This window comes from Spirosoma arboris (assembly GCF_009754945.1).
GTDB classification, from domain to species: Bacteria; Bacteroidota; Bacteroidia; order Cytophagales; family Spirosomataceae; genus Spirosoma; species Spirosoma arboris.
Map to the genome: position 1 here is coordinate 540,346 of NZ_WPIN01000004.1, position 15,715 is coordinate 556,060.

Annotated in this window: 11 protein-coding genes; 10 read left to right on the forward strand and 1 reads right to left on the reverse strand. The window is 46.7% G+C overall.

What is annotated here, in order from left to right:
- Positions 1 to 348 precede the first annotated feature (348 nt).
- Positions 349 to 7,968, forward strand: coding sequence for a T9SS outer membrane translocon Sov/SprA (gene sov, locus GO755_RS13355; RefSeq protein WP_157585492.1), 7,620 nt, complete (start codon positions 349 to 351; stop codon positions 7,966 to 7,968).
- A 12-nt stretch (positions 7,969 to 7,980) separates the two neighbouring features.
- Here sov and GO755_RS13360 read toward each other — a convergent pair whose 3' ends face one another.
- Positions 7,981 to 8,325, reverse strand: a complete 345-nt coding sequence (locus GO755_RS13360) for a helix-turn-helix domain-containing protein (protein WP_157585494.1) — start codon at positions 8,323 to 8,325, stop codon at positions 7,981 to 7,983.
- Positions 8,326 to 8,406: 81 nt separating this feature from the next.
- Between GO755_RS13360 and GO755_RS13365 the strand changes: the two genes are divergently transcribed.
- From GO755_RS13365 to gnd, 9 genes are all read left to right on the forward strand, one after another.
- The gene (locus GO755_RS13365; RefSeq protein WP_157585496.1) at positions 8,407 to 9,216 is read left to right on the forward strand and encodes an SDR family oxidoreductase; all 810 of its coding nucleotides are present in this window, start codon (positions 8,407 to 8,409) and stop codon (positions 9,214 to 9,216) included.
- 79 nt (positions 9,217 to 9,295) lie between these two features.
- The gene (locus GO755_RS13370) at positions 9,296 to 10,351 is read left to right on the forward strand and encodes an aldo/keto reductase (protein WP_157585498.1); all 1,056 of its coding nucleotides are present in this window, start codon (positions 9,296 to 9,298) and stop codon (positions 10,349 to 10,351) included.
- A gap of 114 nt (positions 10,352 to 10,465) precedes the next feature.
- The gene (gene gcvH / locus GO755_RS13375; protein ID WP_157585500.1) at positions 10,466 to 10,849 is read left to right on the forward strand and encodes a glycine cleavage system protein GcvH; all 384 of its coding nucleotides are present in this window, start codon (positions 10,466 to 10,468) and stop codon (positions 10,847 to 10,849) included.
- A gap of 99 nt (positions 10,850 to 10,948) precedes the next feature.
- Positions 10,949 to 12,256, forward strand: coding sequence for a dihydroorotase (locus tag GO755_RS13380; RefSeq protein WP_157585502.1), 1,308 nt, complete (start codon positions 10,949 to 10,951; stop codon positions 12,254 to 12,256).
- Positions 12,253 to 12,804 carry a DUF4199 domain-containing protein gene (locus tag GO755_RS13385; RefSeq protein WP_157585504.1) on the forward strand — a complete coding sequence of 184 codons (552 nt, stop codon included), beginning with the start codon at positions 12,253 to 12,255 and terminating at the stop codon, positions 12,802 to 12,804. Before GO755_RS13380 ends, GO755_RS13385 begins: the two co-directional genes overlap by 4 nt.
- Positions 12,805 to 12,829: 25 nt before the next feature.
- Positions 12,830 to 13,351 (forward strand): DUF4199 domain-containing protein, encoded by a 522-nt coding sequence (locus GO755_RS13390; protein WP_157585506.1) that lies wholly within the window; start codon positions 12,830 to 12,832, stop codon positions 13,349 to 13,351.
- A gap of 135 nt (positions 13,352 to 13,486) precedes the next feature.
- Entirely contained in the window at positions 13,487 to 14,212 is a 726-nt protein-coding gene (gene gldF, locus GO755_RS13395) for a gliding motility-associated ABC transporter permease subunit GldF (RefSeq protein WP_317165861.1), read from the forward strand.
- On the forward strand, positions 14,209 to 14,562 hold the full coding sequence (locus GO755_RS13400; RefSeq protein ID WP_157585508.1) for a VanZ family protein: 354 nt from the start codon (positions 14,209 to 14,211) through the stop codon (positions 14,560 to 14,562). The genes gldF and GO755_RS13400 overlap by 4 nt, the downstream gene beginning before the upstream one ends.
- 172 nt (positions 14,563 to 14,734) lie before the next feature.
- Entirely contained in the window at positions 14,735 to 15,631 is an 897-nt protein-coding gene (gene gnd, locus GO755_RS13405; RefSeq protein ID WP_157585510.1) for a phosphogluconate dehydrogenase (NAD(+)-dependent, decarboxylating), read from the forward strand.
- Positions 15,632 to 15,715: the final 84 nt, after the last annotated feature.

Below are 15,715 nucleotides of genomic sequence, written 5' to 3' on the forward strand. Positions count from 1 at the left end.
AAGTATAGAACATTTTACTCGGATCATTAACCACAAAGTGATTAAGCGAGTAGAAAGTGCTTTCGCGAATAATAAACATCTTGAACTCGCAGACACCCTAAAAATATGGCTCGGTAATTGTAGACCGGCTTTAAATAAGATCACTTAAGTCCTCATTTACAGGAAAATGAAACGTAATTTACTCGCATGAAGGCAGATTAATGTGTAATTTTATCCCCCGGTTAGGCTAAAACGAAAGCAAACAGCCAGTTAAAAAATCTATTGCTCTATTAGACGAATGGCCTAATTTTGGCCGTTTGATAGAAGAACGTATCCTCGCTATTCATACTGAACCCGAAAGTACCCCCGATGGTGAACCACTACTTTGTTCACAGTTCTGTTGTCAGTCACTTCATTCTTGCTAGTAGCAGACTCCTGTTTATTCCGAACGGGTGGCTGATATTGGGATGCTGGCTGCTGTTAGGGCTGGGTATAAGCTATAGCCAGGATCAGCCAACCCCTGCACGACGAGGAGCGGCCGGACGGCGTCAACAGGCTGCGGCCGATTCGGCGCGTGCTAACGCACGTCGACGGGCCGTTATGCGAGCAGATTCTGCCAAGCAGGCTCTTCAGGAGCGCACGGATAGCATTCGGGCGGCACGTAGCGCCAACCGACGGCCAACTATAAACTGGCCTGACCGACGGGCTACCCGTTTCTCCGATCGACCGTCTAAATCTCCGTTTATCTTACGTGACCCTAAAGGCGTTTCAACCGATTTTCGGCTTGATCCTGAAGGGCGCATTGGCGTTACCGAGCGGGTTCGGACAGGCGTATCGTTGTCTGGCCCTCCCACGCCTAACTCAGTACAAGGGCAAACGAACTCGACCATACCCGCTACGTCGGGTACAGGTACGCCCGGCCAGTCAGCAACCAGCCCGATACTGCCACCATCGCAGTTTGGCCTGCCTTATCGACCAGCAGAAACGATTCCCTTTTCGACCTATAACCAACTTCAAAACCAACGGGTTGAGCAAAGTATCTGGAGTGAGTATGGAGCTAAGCGTGATGGTCAGAGTGCGTTGAGTGGAAGAGGGTTAATTCCAAAACTAGAATTACCGCCTGTTATTGACCGGCTTTTTGGCGGTAGTCAGGTTGATTTTAAGCCAAACGGTTTTGTGACACTTGATTTCGGTTATCTCTATCAATTCAACGATAACCCAGCTTATCCTGTTCGGCAACGTCGCAGTGGTAACTTTCTCTTCAATGAACAAATCAGCATTAACTTCAATGGTAAAATCGGTGAGAAGCTAGGTGTACTGGCCAATTTCGATACCAAGGCTAGTTTCAACTTCGAGAATGCACTGAAACTCAATTACAAACCGGGAGGTGGTTTACCCGCTTTCGGTACGGGACAGGGCCTGCCAGGGCTACCCAAGGCACCCACATTGCCAGGTGCTCCAACATTGCCGGGAATGACTACGCCGGGTACACCAGGATTTACTCCCCAGAACGAAAGTATTTTACAGGGACTCGAAGTTGGTAATATTAGTTGGGCGGTTAACAGTCAGTTGATTCCAGGGGTGCAAAACCTATTTGGGGTTAAAACCCAGTTGCGTTTTGGCCGGCTGAATGCCACATTAGTGGCTTCGCAACAACGATCACGTAAAAGTGAAATTGTACTGCGAGGTGGTACGTCGAACCGTCCGTTTGAAATCCGTGCTGATGGTTACGACGAAAACCAACACTTCTTCCTGTCGCAGTTTTTCCGGGCTAACTACGAAGCCTCGTTAAAAACGATGCCGCAGGTGACCTCAGGAATTAACGTAACCCGGATTGAAGTGTATGTGACGAACCGCACGAACACAACTGAGTCATTGCGAAACATTGCTGGCTTCCAGGATTTGGGCGAAGGCAATCCCTATAGTCAGACGAATCCGAATCTATCTCCATTTTCGCGTAATAACCTGACTCCTTCCGCCAACACAGCCAACGGCCTCTTTAATAAGTTAACCGCGAATACCAATAGCGCATTTCGGCAGGTAGATCAGACAAACGATCAGCTGACAACCGCCTTTCAATTGACCAAGGGTATAGATTTTGACCTCCTCCGTGGAGCCAAACGGCTTACCGACCGTGAATATAGGCTTCAGGCCGACCTGGGCTACATCTCGCTCGTAACTCCGCTTCGTAATGATGAAATTCTGGCTGTTGCTTACGAGTATACCTACCAGGGCCGACGCTATAAAGTTGGGGAATTGACCGAAGATTATCAGTCCCGTAAAGGTGATGAAGTACTGGTGTTAAAGCTATTGAAGTCGGCTACACTGCGTAACAATCTTCAGTTACCTATGTGGAACCTGATGATGAAGAACATCTACGGGCTTAGCACCTCTCAAATCACCCGTCAGGGTTTTCAATTACGAATTATTTATAAAGACGATCTGACAGGTATTGATAACCCCAACCTACAGGAAGGACGACGGACGCAGAATCGTCCATTGGTGCAACTGTTTGGTATGGATCGACTTAATCAGCAACTGGATGCCCAGCCTGACGGTAACTTCGATTACGTCGAGAGTTATACAATTGATAGTCGATATGGGAAAATAATTTTCCCGGTTCTGGAACCCTTTGGAGCTTATCTGGAAAAACAGTTCGATGCTGATGAAGACAATCTAAAGGCAAAATATGTCTTTAATGAGCTTTATAGGGGTACCAAGACCGATGCTGCCCAGATTGCCGCCAAAGATAAATTTTTCCTGAAGGGATCATTCCAGTCAGGTAACGGGGCTGAGGTGCAACTACCCTATGGTGTTAATGAACAGTCGGTTACTGTAACGGCAGGTGGTGTGCCGCTTGTGGCCGGAACGGACTATGTGCTCGAAGCCCAGATTGGTAAGCTACGGATTATTAACGAAAGCGTGACGAATTCGGGCCGCGAGATTCGGATCAGCTACGAACAGCCCGATTTGTTTCAGAATCAGATCCGTACGCTGATCGGTACGCACCTGGATTATACGGTCAATAAGGATGTTAGCATAGGTTTGACCGCTATGCATATGAAAGAAACTCCGGCCGGCTTTTTGACCCGTGTGGCACTTGGTAATGAACCCGTTAATAACACGATTTTAGGTATCAACGCCAATATCCGTAAAGATGCACCTGGTCTGACTCGTCTGCTGGATGCCCTGCCTGGCGTACAAACCAAAGAATTGTCGACTATTCAGTTTAATGGCGAGGTCGCGCAACTTTTTCCGGGTACAAATCAGAAAGCCAAGAATGAAAGCTATCTGGATGATTTTGAAGCAGCTCGTACTATTTTCGATCTGACCCGGCAACCTACGCGCTGGCGACTTGGGGCCACCCCTCAGCAGTTTCCGCAGGGGTCATTTGCTGATCCACTGCCGTATGCTTACAACCGCGCCCGAATTTCAGTTTATACAGTTGACCCCAGTATTTTTGGGTCAACGGGTTTGCTTGGTGTGTCGTCGAACATTGATGTTGAAGATGCCAACAAACACATGTATGAACGCCCTTTCCTACCACAGGAACTGTTTCCGGGTCGGTCGGCAAGGCCAGTACAGCTACCCGAAAATATTCTGGACGTAGCGTATTTCCCAGCAGAACGAGGTATGTATAACTACAACCCGAATCTGGACGCGAACGGTCAACTTCCCAATCCTACACAAAACTTTGGCGCCGTTACCCGAGCTATTGCCTCGGATATTGATTTCGACAATGCCAACATAGAGAATATCACATTCTGGCTCATGGACCCCTTTGTAAAGGGAGATGCCGGTGACATTCGATATGGCCCCAACCCCAATCAGACGTTAAAAGGCGGTAGTCGTAGGGGAGGAGGAAAACTGGTCTTTAACCTTGGCGATGTGTCGGAAGATGTTATTAAGGATAGCCGCTATGAGTTTGAGAATGGATTTCCGCTCGATTCAGCCGTGAGTGTGCGTAACCCTGGTACCGAAGCAACGGCCTGGGGGCAGGCGCCAACCCGGCAATTTGTGACGAATGCTTTTCAGACCGGTTCACGTGCACAGCAGGATATTGGTTTGGATGGTTTAAGTAGCCAGCCAACTATTCCGAGTGGAGTTATCGCTGAAAAGGATTTTTTCAAAAACTACCTGACCGCCGTTCGAACGAAAGTTACTGACCCAACGGCCTTAGCCGATATTGAGCAAGACCCTTCTGGCGATGACTTTAAATTCTACCTGGGTGATGATGCCGATCAGCAGAAATATATTGTCGCCAGGTACAAGAAGTTTATGGGTATGGAAAACAATTCGCCCGAAAACACCAGTGCCAATCAATACCTGACTCCCGCATCGACTACGTTGCCCGATATTGAAGACCTCAATATTGACAATACAATTAATGACAATGAAGCTTACTATGAATATGAAATAGACTTGCAGCCTGATAAACTGGAAGTTGGTCAGAGTAAATACATTGTCGATAAGGTATCGGTCAACACGCCAGGTGGGGTTGTCAACTGGTATCAGTTCCGGATTCCGGTGCGGGAGCCTTTACGGAAAGTGGGTAGTATCAACGGGTATAAATCCATTCGTTTTATGCGGATGTACCTGACTAACTTTGCTGATCCAGTTGTGCTTCGATTTGCCGAATTGCAGATGGAAGCTAACCAGTATCGCAAATATACCGGCGACCTAACCCAGCACGGCTTGCAGGAAGTGCCAGAGCCTTACGATGCGAACTTTACTGTCTCAACGGTAAATATTGAAGAAAACAGTAGCACACAAACCACCACCCAGGGTGGCGATAAGTATCAGTACACAGTACCCCCAGGCTACATTCGGGATCGTGATTATACGCAACCCAATATTGTTGAATTGAACGAGCAGTCAATGCGCCTAAGCGTAACGGGTCTGCGTGATGGTGATTCGCGGGGGGCGTTCAAAAACACGAATTACAATCTGTTATTTCGGGAGCGGCTCAAAATGTTTGTGCACATGCACAATAATGACGATGAAAGTGGGCAGGTGTCAGCTTTCGTACGGTTAGGTACCGATTATACCGATAACTATTACGAAATTGAAATTCCCCGACTAATAGCTACGCCCGCTGGTAATCAAGTCGCCGAGGTAGTTTGGCCTACTGCTAATGCGTTGGACTTAGCTCTTGATGAACTTATCAACCTCAAAGCAAACCGTAACCGGGAGTTTGGGCGAAAAACATCATTACCATTTACCCAGACGTCTGCTGATGGGCATTATCTGTTAACAGTGGTAGGTAATCCTGATCTAAGTTCTGTCCAGTCAGTTATGATTGGGATGCGTAATCCTAAAATTCTTGGCGATGGCGAACGACCTAAATCCTTCACTATTTGGGTCGATGAGTTGCGGGCCAACGGCTATGACCAGCATGCAGGGATGGCCGCTGTTGGTGCATTGAACATGAAACTAGCGGACCTGGGCACACTCACTGCATCGGGCCGGATTACGACTTTTGGCTTCGGAGGGGTACAGACGCGCATTGGTGAACGAGCCCTCGAAACAACCACCGAGTTTGGGGTGTCGTCGGCGCTGGCTATCGATAAATTCCTGCCTGCTACATGGGGACTGAAAATTCCGCTCTATGTCAACTATGACCATCGCAATGTCGATCCTCATTTTGACCCGCTAGACCCCGACACTCCGCTGGAAACCTCACTGTCAACAAAATCATCGGAAGCTGAACGGGAGAGCTACCGTCAGTTGGTGCAGGATAATACGACGCGCCGGGGGTATAATTTCTCGAATGTCAGGAAGGTGAAAACCAATCCGAATGCCAAATCGCACTTCTGGGATTTCGAAAATTTTGCCTTTACCTATGCGTTCAACGATATGAAACGCACGAACATTCTGACGCAGGAATACCTGCAACGGCAGAATCGGGGGGGCATTGCGTATACGTATAGCGCTCAACCAAAACCGTTTGAACCGTTCCGAAATGTGGCTTCATTTGAGGCTCCGTATCTGCGCTGGCTTAAAGATTTCAACCTGACGTTGTTGCCGTCGCTGGTCTCGATTCGCACCGATATGGACCGGAGTTACATCAAAACGCAACTTCGCTCATCAGATCTGACAACCGACGGCATTCTGCCCCAATTCGAGAAATATTTCCTGTTTAATCGCTATTACGATCTGACCTGGAACCTGACACGCAGCTTGGTACTAACTTATCATGCACAGGCTAACGCCATTATCGACGAACCGGCAGGCGACATTAATACCCAGGCTAAACGCGACTCAATTATCAATAGTATCAAGCATCTGGGCCGGATGAAAAATTTCGTGCAGGATATCAAGGCTACCTATAGACTACCCTTAGATAAAATACCGCTGCTCGACTGGATTGCGGCTGATGCCAGTTACGGTGTCGGTTACCAGTTCCAGGCTAATTCGTATGGTATTGTCGATTCACTCGGCGTTCCATTTGGCAATATTCTCCGCAACAACCGCGAACGAGGCATTACAGGCCGGGTTGATTTAATCAGACTGTATAATAAAATCCGCTACCTGCGATTTGCCAATACACCCGCCCCAGTCCGGAAAAACTTCGCTCGTAACCCCGGTGATATGGAGGATATTGAGCGAGGAGATAGTAAAATCCTTAAAAACTTTACACGGGCTTTGTTGACCGTGCGGGGCATTAACTTCTCCTATAATTTGCAGGAGTCGACAATTCTTCCCGGTTTCCTGCCAACACCAAAGTTTTTTGGATTAAGTGCCGAAAACGCGCCAGGTTTAGGTTTTGTACTAGGCAGTCAGGATCATAATATTGCCTACAAGGCTGCTCAGAAAGGCTGGTTGTCGCCTAGTACAGTACAGAATACGGCTTTTCAGCAGAACATTACGAAGAAATTTACAGCCAGTACGACCCTGGAGCCGTTTAAAGATTTCCGGATGCAGATAAACTGGCGACTCGATCGAACGGATGCGTATCAGGAATACTACCGGCCTGGTTCGCAGGGTGGAGCGTTTGAAACTCAGACGCCTGTGCGCAGTGGGCAATTCAGTATGTCGTTCTGGTCGTTCCGAACAGCGTTTAAGGGGCTTCGCTCAGATAATACCTCTGTTCTGTTCGATAGTCTTGAAAGCTACCGAAACTATTTTAGCCAGAAACTTAATGCAGCCGCTAAAGAAGGAAATCGGGCAGGGACGTATGATTTAAATGCGCAAGACGTACTAATTCCTTCGTTTTTTGCTGCGTATAGCGGTCAGAAAAAAGAAAAGGCGAAATTCTCGCCTTTCTACAATTTTCCACTACCGAACTGGCAGATTACCTATAATGGTATTTCTGGGTTAGGTATTATTCGGAAAATGTTCACCTCATTTACGATAAACCATAGCTACTCCTCGACCTACAGTGTCGGCAACTTCATTTCGAATTTAGATTATGGAGCGGCTTATGTAAATCTGGCGGTGCAGGATTTTGGGGTTGGAACAATTACTAACCAGTTGAATCAGTTTGTGCCTATTGTGGCAATGAGTACCATCACGATGTCGGAGAAATTTGCGCCGGTGATTGGTGTTCAGTTTCAGACGAAGAATCGTATTAGCGGACAATTAGCTTTCAACCAGAGCCGCGACGTAGCGCTAAGTCTATCGAACGCTCAGGTTGCCGAACTAAGCAATAAAGATATAACAGCGTCTATGGGCTTTACGCGGCAGAATTTCCGGATTCCGTTCCGAATCAATGGCGCTTACAAGAAGCTGAAAAACGACCTGACTTTCTCCTGTGCCCTGACCTTCCGCGATACGCGAACGATTCAACGGAAATTAGATGCAGAACAGATTGTTACTGCGGGTAACGTAAATTTCCAGTTGCGCCCACAGATCAGCTATATCGTTAGTAAGCGTTTGAATTTCAACCTTTATTTCGATCGTACGTTTAACGATCCTCTCGTTTCGAATTCGTTTAAGCGGGCTACTACCGCTGGTGGTGTGCAGGTGAAATTTAACTTGGCTGAATAGAGTACCGGGAATTCAATCAGGAAACAGGCCAATCTTTTTTCGTAAATACGCTCTCACCTGCTCGATTTCAGCGGCTGCTTCGTCCATTTTCTGGAGCTGTGCTTCCAATATTGCTCGCTTTTCTAAATTGGTAAGCTTTCCGGCTCGCCAGTCTACGAATTTCTCCTGTATATCTTTGAGTGTAAAGCCCATTGCTTTGATAAACTTAATCTGTAGCAATCCCGCCACATGCGACTCATCATACTGGCGATGACCCCGTCTGCTCTGGCGATTGCTTTGCAGTAAATTCAACTTCTCGTAAAAACGGATTGTATCGGGTGTCACACCGGTTCGGTCGGCTAGCTCGCGGATATACATTTTTTGAAAAAATCAGGATTGCGGGAATTCTGGAGTTAACTCCAATTTGTTCGCTATACGAATATGAAACCATTCTCAACAATGACAAAGACAATTTTTATTACTGGTGCATCAAGTGGTCTTGGAAAAGCGGCTGCTATTCTGTTTGCCAGCAAGGGGTGGAACGTAATTGCTACGATGCGTAATCCCGAAAATGAAACGGAACTCACCCAAATTCCGTCAATTAAACTCTTGCCGCTGGACGTTACTAACCTCGAACAGATACAATCTACAGCTCAGCAAGTGATTGACATGGGTGAGGTAGATGTAGTATTCAATAATGCAGGATACGGTCTGGCGGGTCCTTTAGAAGGGACAACCGATGAGCAGATTGTAAAACAGCTGGAAACAAATCTGTTAGGTGTCATTCGGGTTACGCAAGCATTTATTCCTCACTTCAGGGCGAAGAGATCAGGGTTGTTTATTAGCACAACATCAATCGGTGGTTTAGTGGCTTTTCCGTTCAATTCGGTATATCATGCTACCAAATGGGCATTGGAAGGTTGGAGTGAAAGTATGTCGTTCGAGCTATCTGGGTTTGGTATTGGTATCAAAACAGTTTCACCTGGCGGTATCACAACCGATTTTTCAGGCCGCTCAATTGTTCGCACATCCCACGAAGCCTATACGGATCAACTCAATAAAGTAATTGCTGTTTTTAGCGATCCAACTCGCCGGGCCAATTACTCAACTGCCGAGCAAATAGCCGAAGTCGTGTATGAAGCCGCCACTGATGGAAAGAACCAACTGCGGTATGTGGCAGGTGAAGATGCTAAAGCCATGTATGCACTGCGATTACAGGTAGGCGATGAGCAGTTTAGGCAGGGTATAGATGATCGTTTTTTTGCTTAATGAACTGGTCGATTAGACAACCAAATCAACAATCGGTCCGTTATCCCGGTTGACTTAACAAACCCTAATAAACGAACGTATGAAATACAACCCGCTTGGAAACACCGGTGTATTAGTCTCCGAAATCTGCCTTGGTACCATGACCTTCGGCGGTAATGGCTACTGGAAAGCTATGGGCGAGCTTCAGCAAAATGCCGTTAACGATATTGTTAAAGCTGCTCTGGATAGTGGAATCAACTTCATTGATACAGCCAATGTATATTCATTTGGTGAGTCAGAACGCTTGCTAGGACAGGCGCTGAAATCGCTTGGCCTGTCGCGCGATGAACTGGTGATCGCTACTAAAGTTCGTGGGCGCATGGGCGAAGGCAAAAATCAGGTCGGCTTAGGTCGCCTGCAAATTATGCAGCAGATAGAAGGCAGTCTGAAACGCCTTCAAATGGATCACGTTGATCTTTACCAGATTCATGGATTTGATCCAATAACGCCCCTGGAGGAAACGATGCGGGGACTGGAAGATGTGGTCAGGAGTGGTAAAGTGCGCTATATTGGTTGTTCAAATTTAGCCGCCTGGCAGGTGATGAAGGCCAATGGCATTGCCGAGAAAAATGGCTGGACGAAATTTGTATCGACCCAGAATTACTACTCTATTGCTGGTCGTGACCTCGAAAATGAAATCGTACCCATGGTACAGGATCAACAGATGGCTATTCTACCCTGGAGCCCACTGGCAGGTGGTTTCTTATCGGGTAAATACACTCGCGACAATAAACCAGAAGGCGATTCACGTCGGCTTGCATTCGATTTTCCACCTGTTAATCAAGAACGGGCCTACGACATCATCGAGGTGATGCAATCAATTGCCGAAGCACATGGTGTTTCGGTGGCACGTATTGCGCTGGCCTGGGTGCTGGCCAAACCAGGGGTAACAAGCGTTATTATTGGTGCAAAAAACACCGATCAGCTTGCTGATAATATTAAAGCCGTTGAAGTAAGTCTGACGACTGAGCAACTTAATCAACTTGATGAGATAAGTGCTACTACGAAGCCGTATCCACAGTGGATGATTCAGCGGCAGAGCAGCGATCGGCTCGGGGCTTATAATTTTTCTCCTAGCCCGACTGTGGTGAAGTAAGCCTAAAAGATAGCCAGTAGATAACACGTATCTACTGGCTATTCTATTGGTTACTGTTTGCAAATTCGGCCTCATCTACCGTATTTTGTGCGTATAAATTAAGACCCCTTTACAATGAATTTTCCCGCAGAACTAAGTTATACGGAGGATCACGAGTGGATTCGGATAGAAGATGACGGTACAGCAGTAATTGGCATTACTGAATTCGCACAGAATGAATTGGGCGATATTATTTTCATCGACGTCAATACGGTAGGCCAATCACTCGGAAAAGGGGAAGTTTTTGGTGCCGTTGAGGCTGTTAAAACGGTGTCGGATTTGTTTTTGCCAATTGAAGGAGAAGTTCTTGAACTGAACCCGGCTATTGAGAAAAGTCCCGAATTGTTGAATAGTGATCCATATGGTGAAGGCTGGATTATTCGTTTGAAACCTGCCGATGCAGGAGAGAAAGACGGATTACTAACTGCCGATGCCTACCGGGAATTGGTAGGTGCCTGATCCACTGAATAGACTAGTAGAAGGCTCCGAAAGGGGCCTTTTTTTAGATAATTACTTCACTTGCGGCCCTCTGCTCAAAAATTTGGAGGGTAATTTCCTATGCAATTTCTAATCCGTTCTGCCCGTGTTGTTGATACTGCTTCGTCATGGAATGGGCAGGTGGTTGATATTCTGGTTGAAAACGGCCTGATTCGTCAGATTGGCGAAAAGCTGCCTGTCAATGCCGACAATGTGGTCATCGAGTCGGATAACTTGCATGTATCACTCGGTTGGGTCGATATGCGTGTATTAGCGCAGGACCCTGGCTATGAACATAAAGAAGACCTGACCAGCGTTTGCAAAGCCGCTGCTGCCGGTGGTTTTACCGACATTGCGGTATTGCCTAATACACAGCCGGTTATAGACGATAAGGGAACGCTTGGCTATATCCGGCGTATGGCCGAAGGGCAGCCTGTAAATGTTCATGTCATTGCTGCCATAACGAAAAAAACAGCCGGTGAGGACTTTACTGAAATGCTTGACCTGCATCATGCGGGGGCTGTAGCATTTTCTGATGGGACTCATCCACTACAGAATCCTGATTTATTGCTCAAAACGCTACAGTATCTACAACCTATTAATGGGTTGCTTATGAATCGGCCGGAAGAGCAGCTGCTGACTCGATTTGGCCAAATGCATGAAGGGATTCAAAGTACATTGCTCGGTTTGAAGGGCATGCCCGCATTGGCCGAAGAATTGATCGTAGAACGCGATTTGCGATTGCTGGATTATGTGGTGAGTGAAGAGCAGGGGGCAGGGGGCGCGGGGCAGGGTATTACACAGTCTGCATTACATTTTTCGACCATTTCTACTGCTCGTTCGGTGGAGTTGATTCGGCAAGCGAAGGCGCAAGGATTACCTATAAGTTGTGATGTGGCGGCTCATCAACTTGTTTTCGATGATTCGGCCTTGTCGGGTTTTGATACAAATTTGAAAGTAAATCCTCCCTTCCGATCAACGGCCGATGTATCAGCTCTTTGGGCGGGTTTAGCCGATGGTACAATTGACGCAATCGTATCTGATCATTCGCCCCAGGATGCTGAAAGCAAAAACCTGGAGTTTGATCAGGCTGAGTTTGGTATTATCGGTCTGGAAACCGTCTTTGCTGCCCTTATAACACACAATCAAAATCTGTCGTTGTCGCAACTGATTGACAAACTAACGACCCGACCCCGGCAAGTTCTACGGCTCCCTAACATCAGTATTGCCGAAGGGCAGTCGGCCTGTCTGACACTATTTGATCCAACTGGCACGTGGCATTACGAACGTACGTTCTCTAAATCGAAAAACTCTCCGTTTCTGGGTCATTCATTCACAGGGCGCGTTGTCGGAACCATACATCACGGCCAATTTAAGCCTACTAAATGAAAAGTATTCTGAATTATTTTGGGCATCCGTTGCTGAAGATTCCGCTTCTGGCCGGCTTGCTGACGGGTGTTTTATGCTTCCTGTATTTTCTGGCACTATACGCCATTGGTGTGCCTCCTTTGGGGAATATTCGGGTGCTGGATTTCGGTATTCACATCATTGTCATGATCGCCACAGTCTGGTATTATCGGAAATATATTGGTCATGGTCGGCTGCATTTGTGGGAGGGATTAACCATTGGTTATGTGCTCAATACAGTGGCCGCCTTAGTAACAGGCTGGCTGATTTACCTGTTCGTCACTCAAGTTGATACGGGCGTGTTTGCAGAATATATTGTTAATTCTAAAAAGCTCCTTCTGGACGGCAAAAAACAACTCACAGATCAGTTTGGGCCAGAAACGTTTGCCGAGCAATGGAATAAAGTCATTACTATGCAGCCTTCTGTACTGCTTCCCGATGAGTTGACCAAAAAAACAGCATTAGCTGTACTGCCTGTACTCATTATTTCACTTATTTTCCGCAAGCAGGACTACAGCGTTTTGCAATAATGTGTCCGACTACTAACCTGCTATCATGAACAACCAGACCTCCACCGCCCGCGTTGCCCTAAAATGGGGGTTGATAACCGGCATAACCTTAGTTGTGTATTCGATCATTCTGTATACGCTCGATCAAACGACTAACCGTTCACTTAGCCTCGTTATTTATGGTATTCTGATTGCTGGTCTAGTGTTGGGGATGCGCGACTACCGTACTGCCAACGGTGGGTACATGAGTTATGGGGAGGGGATGAGCCTGGGTACTCTGCTCGCAGCAATTGCTGGATTTCTTTCGTCGCTGTTCAACGTTTTTTATACTCAGATTATTGACCCTGGTTTTCAGGAGCGCCTGACCGAACAAGTTCGCTCGCAAATGGAGGAGCAGGGGAAATTGTCAGATGAGCAGATTGACCAGGCTATCGAGGTGATGCAGAAATTTCAAAGCCCAGGTATAACCTTTGCCGTTGGTATCTTTATGACCATTCTGATTGGTGTTATTTTCTCACTGATTATAGCGGCTTTCATACGTAGGAACAAAGACAATCCGTTTGAATAGGGTAATTAGTGGAGTGAGTGAATTTAGTGGAGTAAGTGAAGTGAGTGGAATAGGTTAAGTATCGACTCCACTTACTCAACCCACTTAACCTACTCCACTAAATTCACCAACTTCCACTTCACTACTCACAAAAAAGTGCTGCCTATTTTTCGTAAAGAAATTAACCAATTCTTCTCGTCGCCCATCGCCTATATCATTATGGGTGTGTTCCTGACAGCCATGGGGTTGCTACTTTGGGTGTTTCCAGACACAAGTTTACTCGAAAATGGATACGCCGACATGGGTACGTTCTTCAATCTGACACCCTATCTATTGCTATTTCTGGTACCCGCCATCACCATGCGCGCTCTTGCCGATGAAGTGCGTTCAGGGACGCTCGAATGGTTATTAACCAAGCCCGTTAGTGGCTGGGGAATTGTGGTCGGGAAATTTCTGGCGAGTTGGCTACTTGTGATCATAACCTTACTGCCTACGCTGGTCTATTATTTCACGCTCTATAAACTTGGCTCACCAGTTGGCAATATCGACTCGGCAGGTGTATTTGGATCATACTTTGGGCTTCTCCTGTTGGCGGGTGTGTTTGTAGCAGTTGGTATATGGGCGTCCTCGTTCAATGACAATCAGGTAGTTGCCTTTGTGCTGGGTGCATTTTTTTGCTTTCTACTATATATCGGCCTTAGTGCCCTGGCTGGACTATCCGCCTTGGGTGGGTTATCGTATTATCTATCTCTACTGGCGCTTGATGAACAATATCGAGCCTTGGGTAAAGGAGTGATCGATAGCCGAAATGTAATTTATTTGTTTAGCTTGCTTATTCTCTTCCTTTTTTTGACAACCAACCGATTGAAATCAACTGTATGAGAATTCCCCCCATTGTGTTTCGCTGGCTAGCTATCATCTGGACCATTATTATGTTGATCGGCTGCCTTACTCCCCACGCTGATTTGCCGGGTGAATTAGTGGAATTTAATGATAAAATTCTGCACGCGGTCATTTTTGCTCCATTTGCCATTTTGTGGATACTGGCAGGATTTAGACTGGACTATGTGTTGATCGCGGGTATTTTATTTGGCGGACTTATTGAAGGGTTACAGTATATATTACCAATTAATCGCACTGCTGACTGGATTGATTTAGCTGCCGACGGCTTGGGAACTCTTATTGGTGTAGGGTTGGCCTGGGTCGTTCAGAAAACGAAGATTATAGCTTGACCAAATCGACTTGTCTGTTCAGGTTATGTCTATGAATGCCTTGGAATCTACAGATTGTAGAGAATAATACGCCGAAGAATAGTTTAAAATAGGGTTAACTAAATTCTAATCGGGCAGTCGAAGGAGGGTACAAAAAAAATCGCCAAATTGACCGCTCAAATCATTGATTGTTATGCATATTGGATTCATAGGCTTAGGCAAGATGGGGTTTAACCTCGTCAGTAACTTAGTAAAGCATGGCCACTCCGTTGTGGGTTACGATATTAATCCGGCTCTGGTAGAAGGCGTTAAGAGTGAAGGTGCCCAAGGTGCTAACACCTTACCCGAACTTTATAATGCGTTGCCCGAGAAACGTGTTCTGTGGCTGATGATTCCGGCTGGGCCATTGGTCGATACGGTTATTGAACAATTGCTAACCGTAATGCAGCCCGGTGATGTCGTTATTGATGGGGGCAATTCTCATTATAAGGATTCCCTCCGGCGGCATGACTATCTGAAACAGAAAGGCATTGGCTTCTTGGATTGTGGTACCAGCGGAGGAATTAGCGGGGCGCTGAATGGTGCCTGCACCATGGTTGGTGGCGATCCCGACGTAATTGAGCCCTTACACGGTGTTTTTCAGGATATTTCGGTTGAAGATGGCTATCTCTATACAGGCCCTGCCGGGAGCGGTCACTTTACTAAAATGGTACACAATGGGATTGAGTATGGTATGATGCAATCCATTGCTGAGGGATTTGAAGTACTGGAAAAAAGCCAGTTTCCGTTCGACTTTGAGGCAGTTGCCAAAATGTGGAGTCATGGCTCGGTTATTCGCGGCTGGCTGATGGAACTGACCGAGCATGCGTTCAGTAAAGATCCTAAACTGGATGCTATTAAGGGAAGAATGTTTTCATCAGGCGAAGGTAGATGGACACTCGAAGCAGCTCTCGATCTGGGTGTACCAACCCCTGTAATTGCCCTATCGTTATTGACACGCTATCGCTCGTTACAGGATGATACATTCACTGGCAAAGTAGTAGCCGCTCTGCGTAATGAGTTTGGCGGACATGCTGTTGAGAAAAAATAAAATTCGTCCTAACGCGAAATAATTAAATCCAGTTCCAGTTTTTTTCGTTAGTATTACACAAAGGTTCGGGTCGTTTCAATTTCG

Bases quoted from the DNA above. Each gene is read 5' to 3' on its own strand.
- GO755_RS13360 (WP_157585494.1), bottom strand. From the start codon at position 8,325: ATGTATATCCGCGAGCTAGCCGACCGAACCGGTGTGACACCCGATACA.
- GO755_RS13365 (WP_157585496.1), top strand. From the start codon at position 8,407: ATGACAAAGACAATTTTTATTACTGGTGCATCAAGTGGTCTTGGAAAA.
- GO755_RS13380 (WP_157585502.1), top strand. From the start codon at position 10,949: ATGCAATTTCTAATCCGTTCTGCCCGTGTTGTTGATACTGCTTCGTCA.
- GO755_RS13390 (WP_157585506.1), top strand. From the start codon at position 12,830: ATGAACAACCAGACCTCCACCGCCCGCGTTGCCCTAAAATGGGGGTTG.
- gcvH (WP_157585500.1), top strand. From the start codon at position 10,466: ATGAATTTTCCCGCAGAACTAAGTTATACGGAGGATCACGAGTGGATT.
- GO755_RS13400 (WP_157585508.1), top strand. From the start codon at position 14,209: ATGAGAATTCCCCCCATTGTGTTTCGCTGGCTAGCTATCATCTGGACC.
- sov (WP_157585492.1), top strand. From the start codon at position 349: ATGGTGAACCACTACTTTGTTCACAGTTCTGTTGTCAGTCACTTCATT.
- GO755_RS13370 (WP_157585498.1), top strand. From the start codon at position 9,296: ATGAAATACAACCCGCTTGGAAACACCGGTGTATTAGTCTCCGAAATC.
- gnd (WP_157585510.1), top strand. From the start codon at position 14,735: ATGCATATTGGATTCATAGGCTTAGGCAAGATGGGGTTTAACCTCGTC.
- GO755_RS13385 (WP_157585504.1), top strand. From the start codon at position 12,253: ATGAAAAGTATTCTGAATTATTTTGGGCATCCGTTGCTGAAGATTCCG.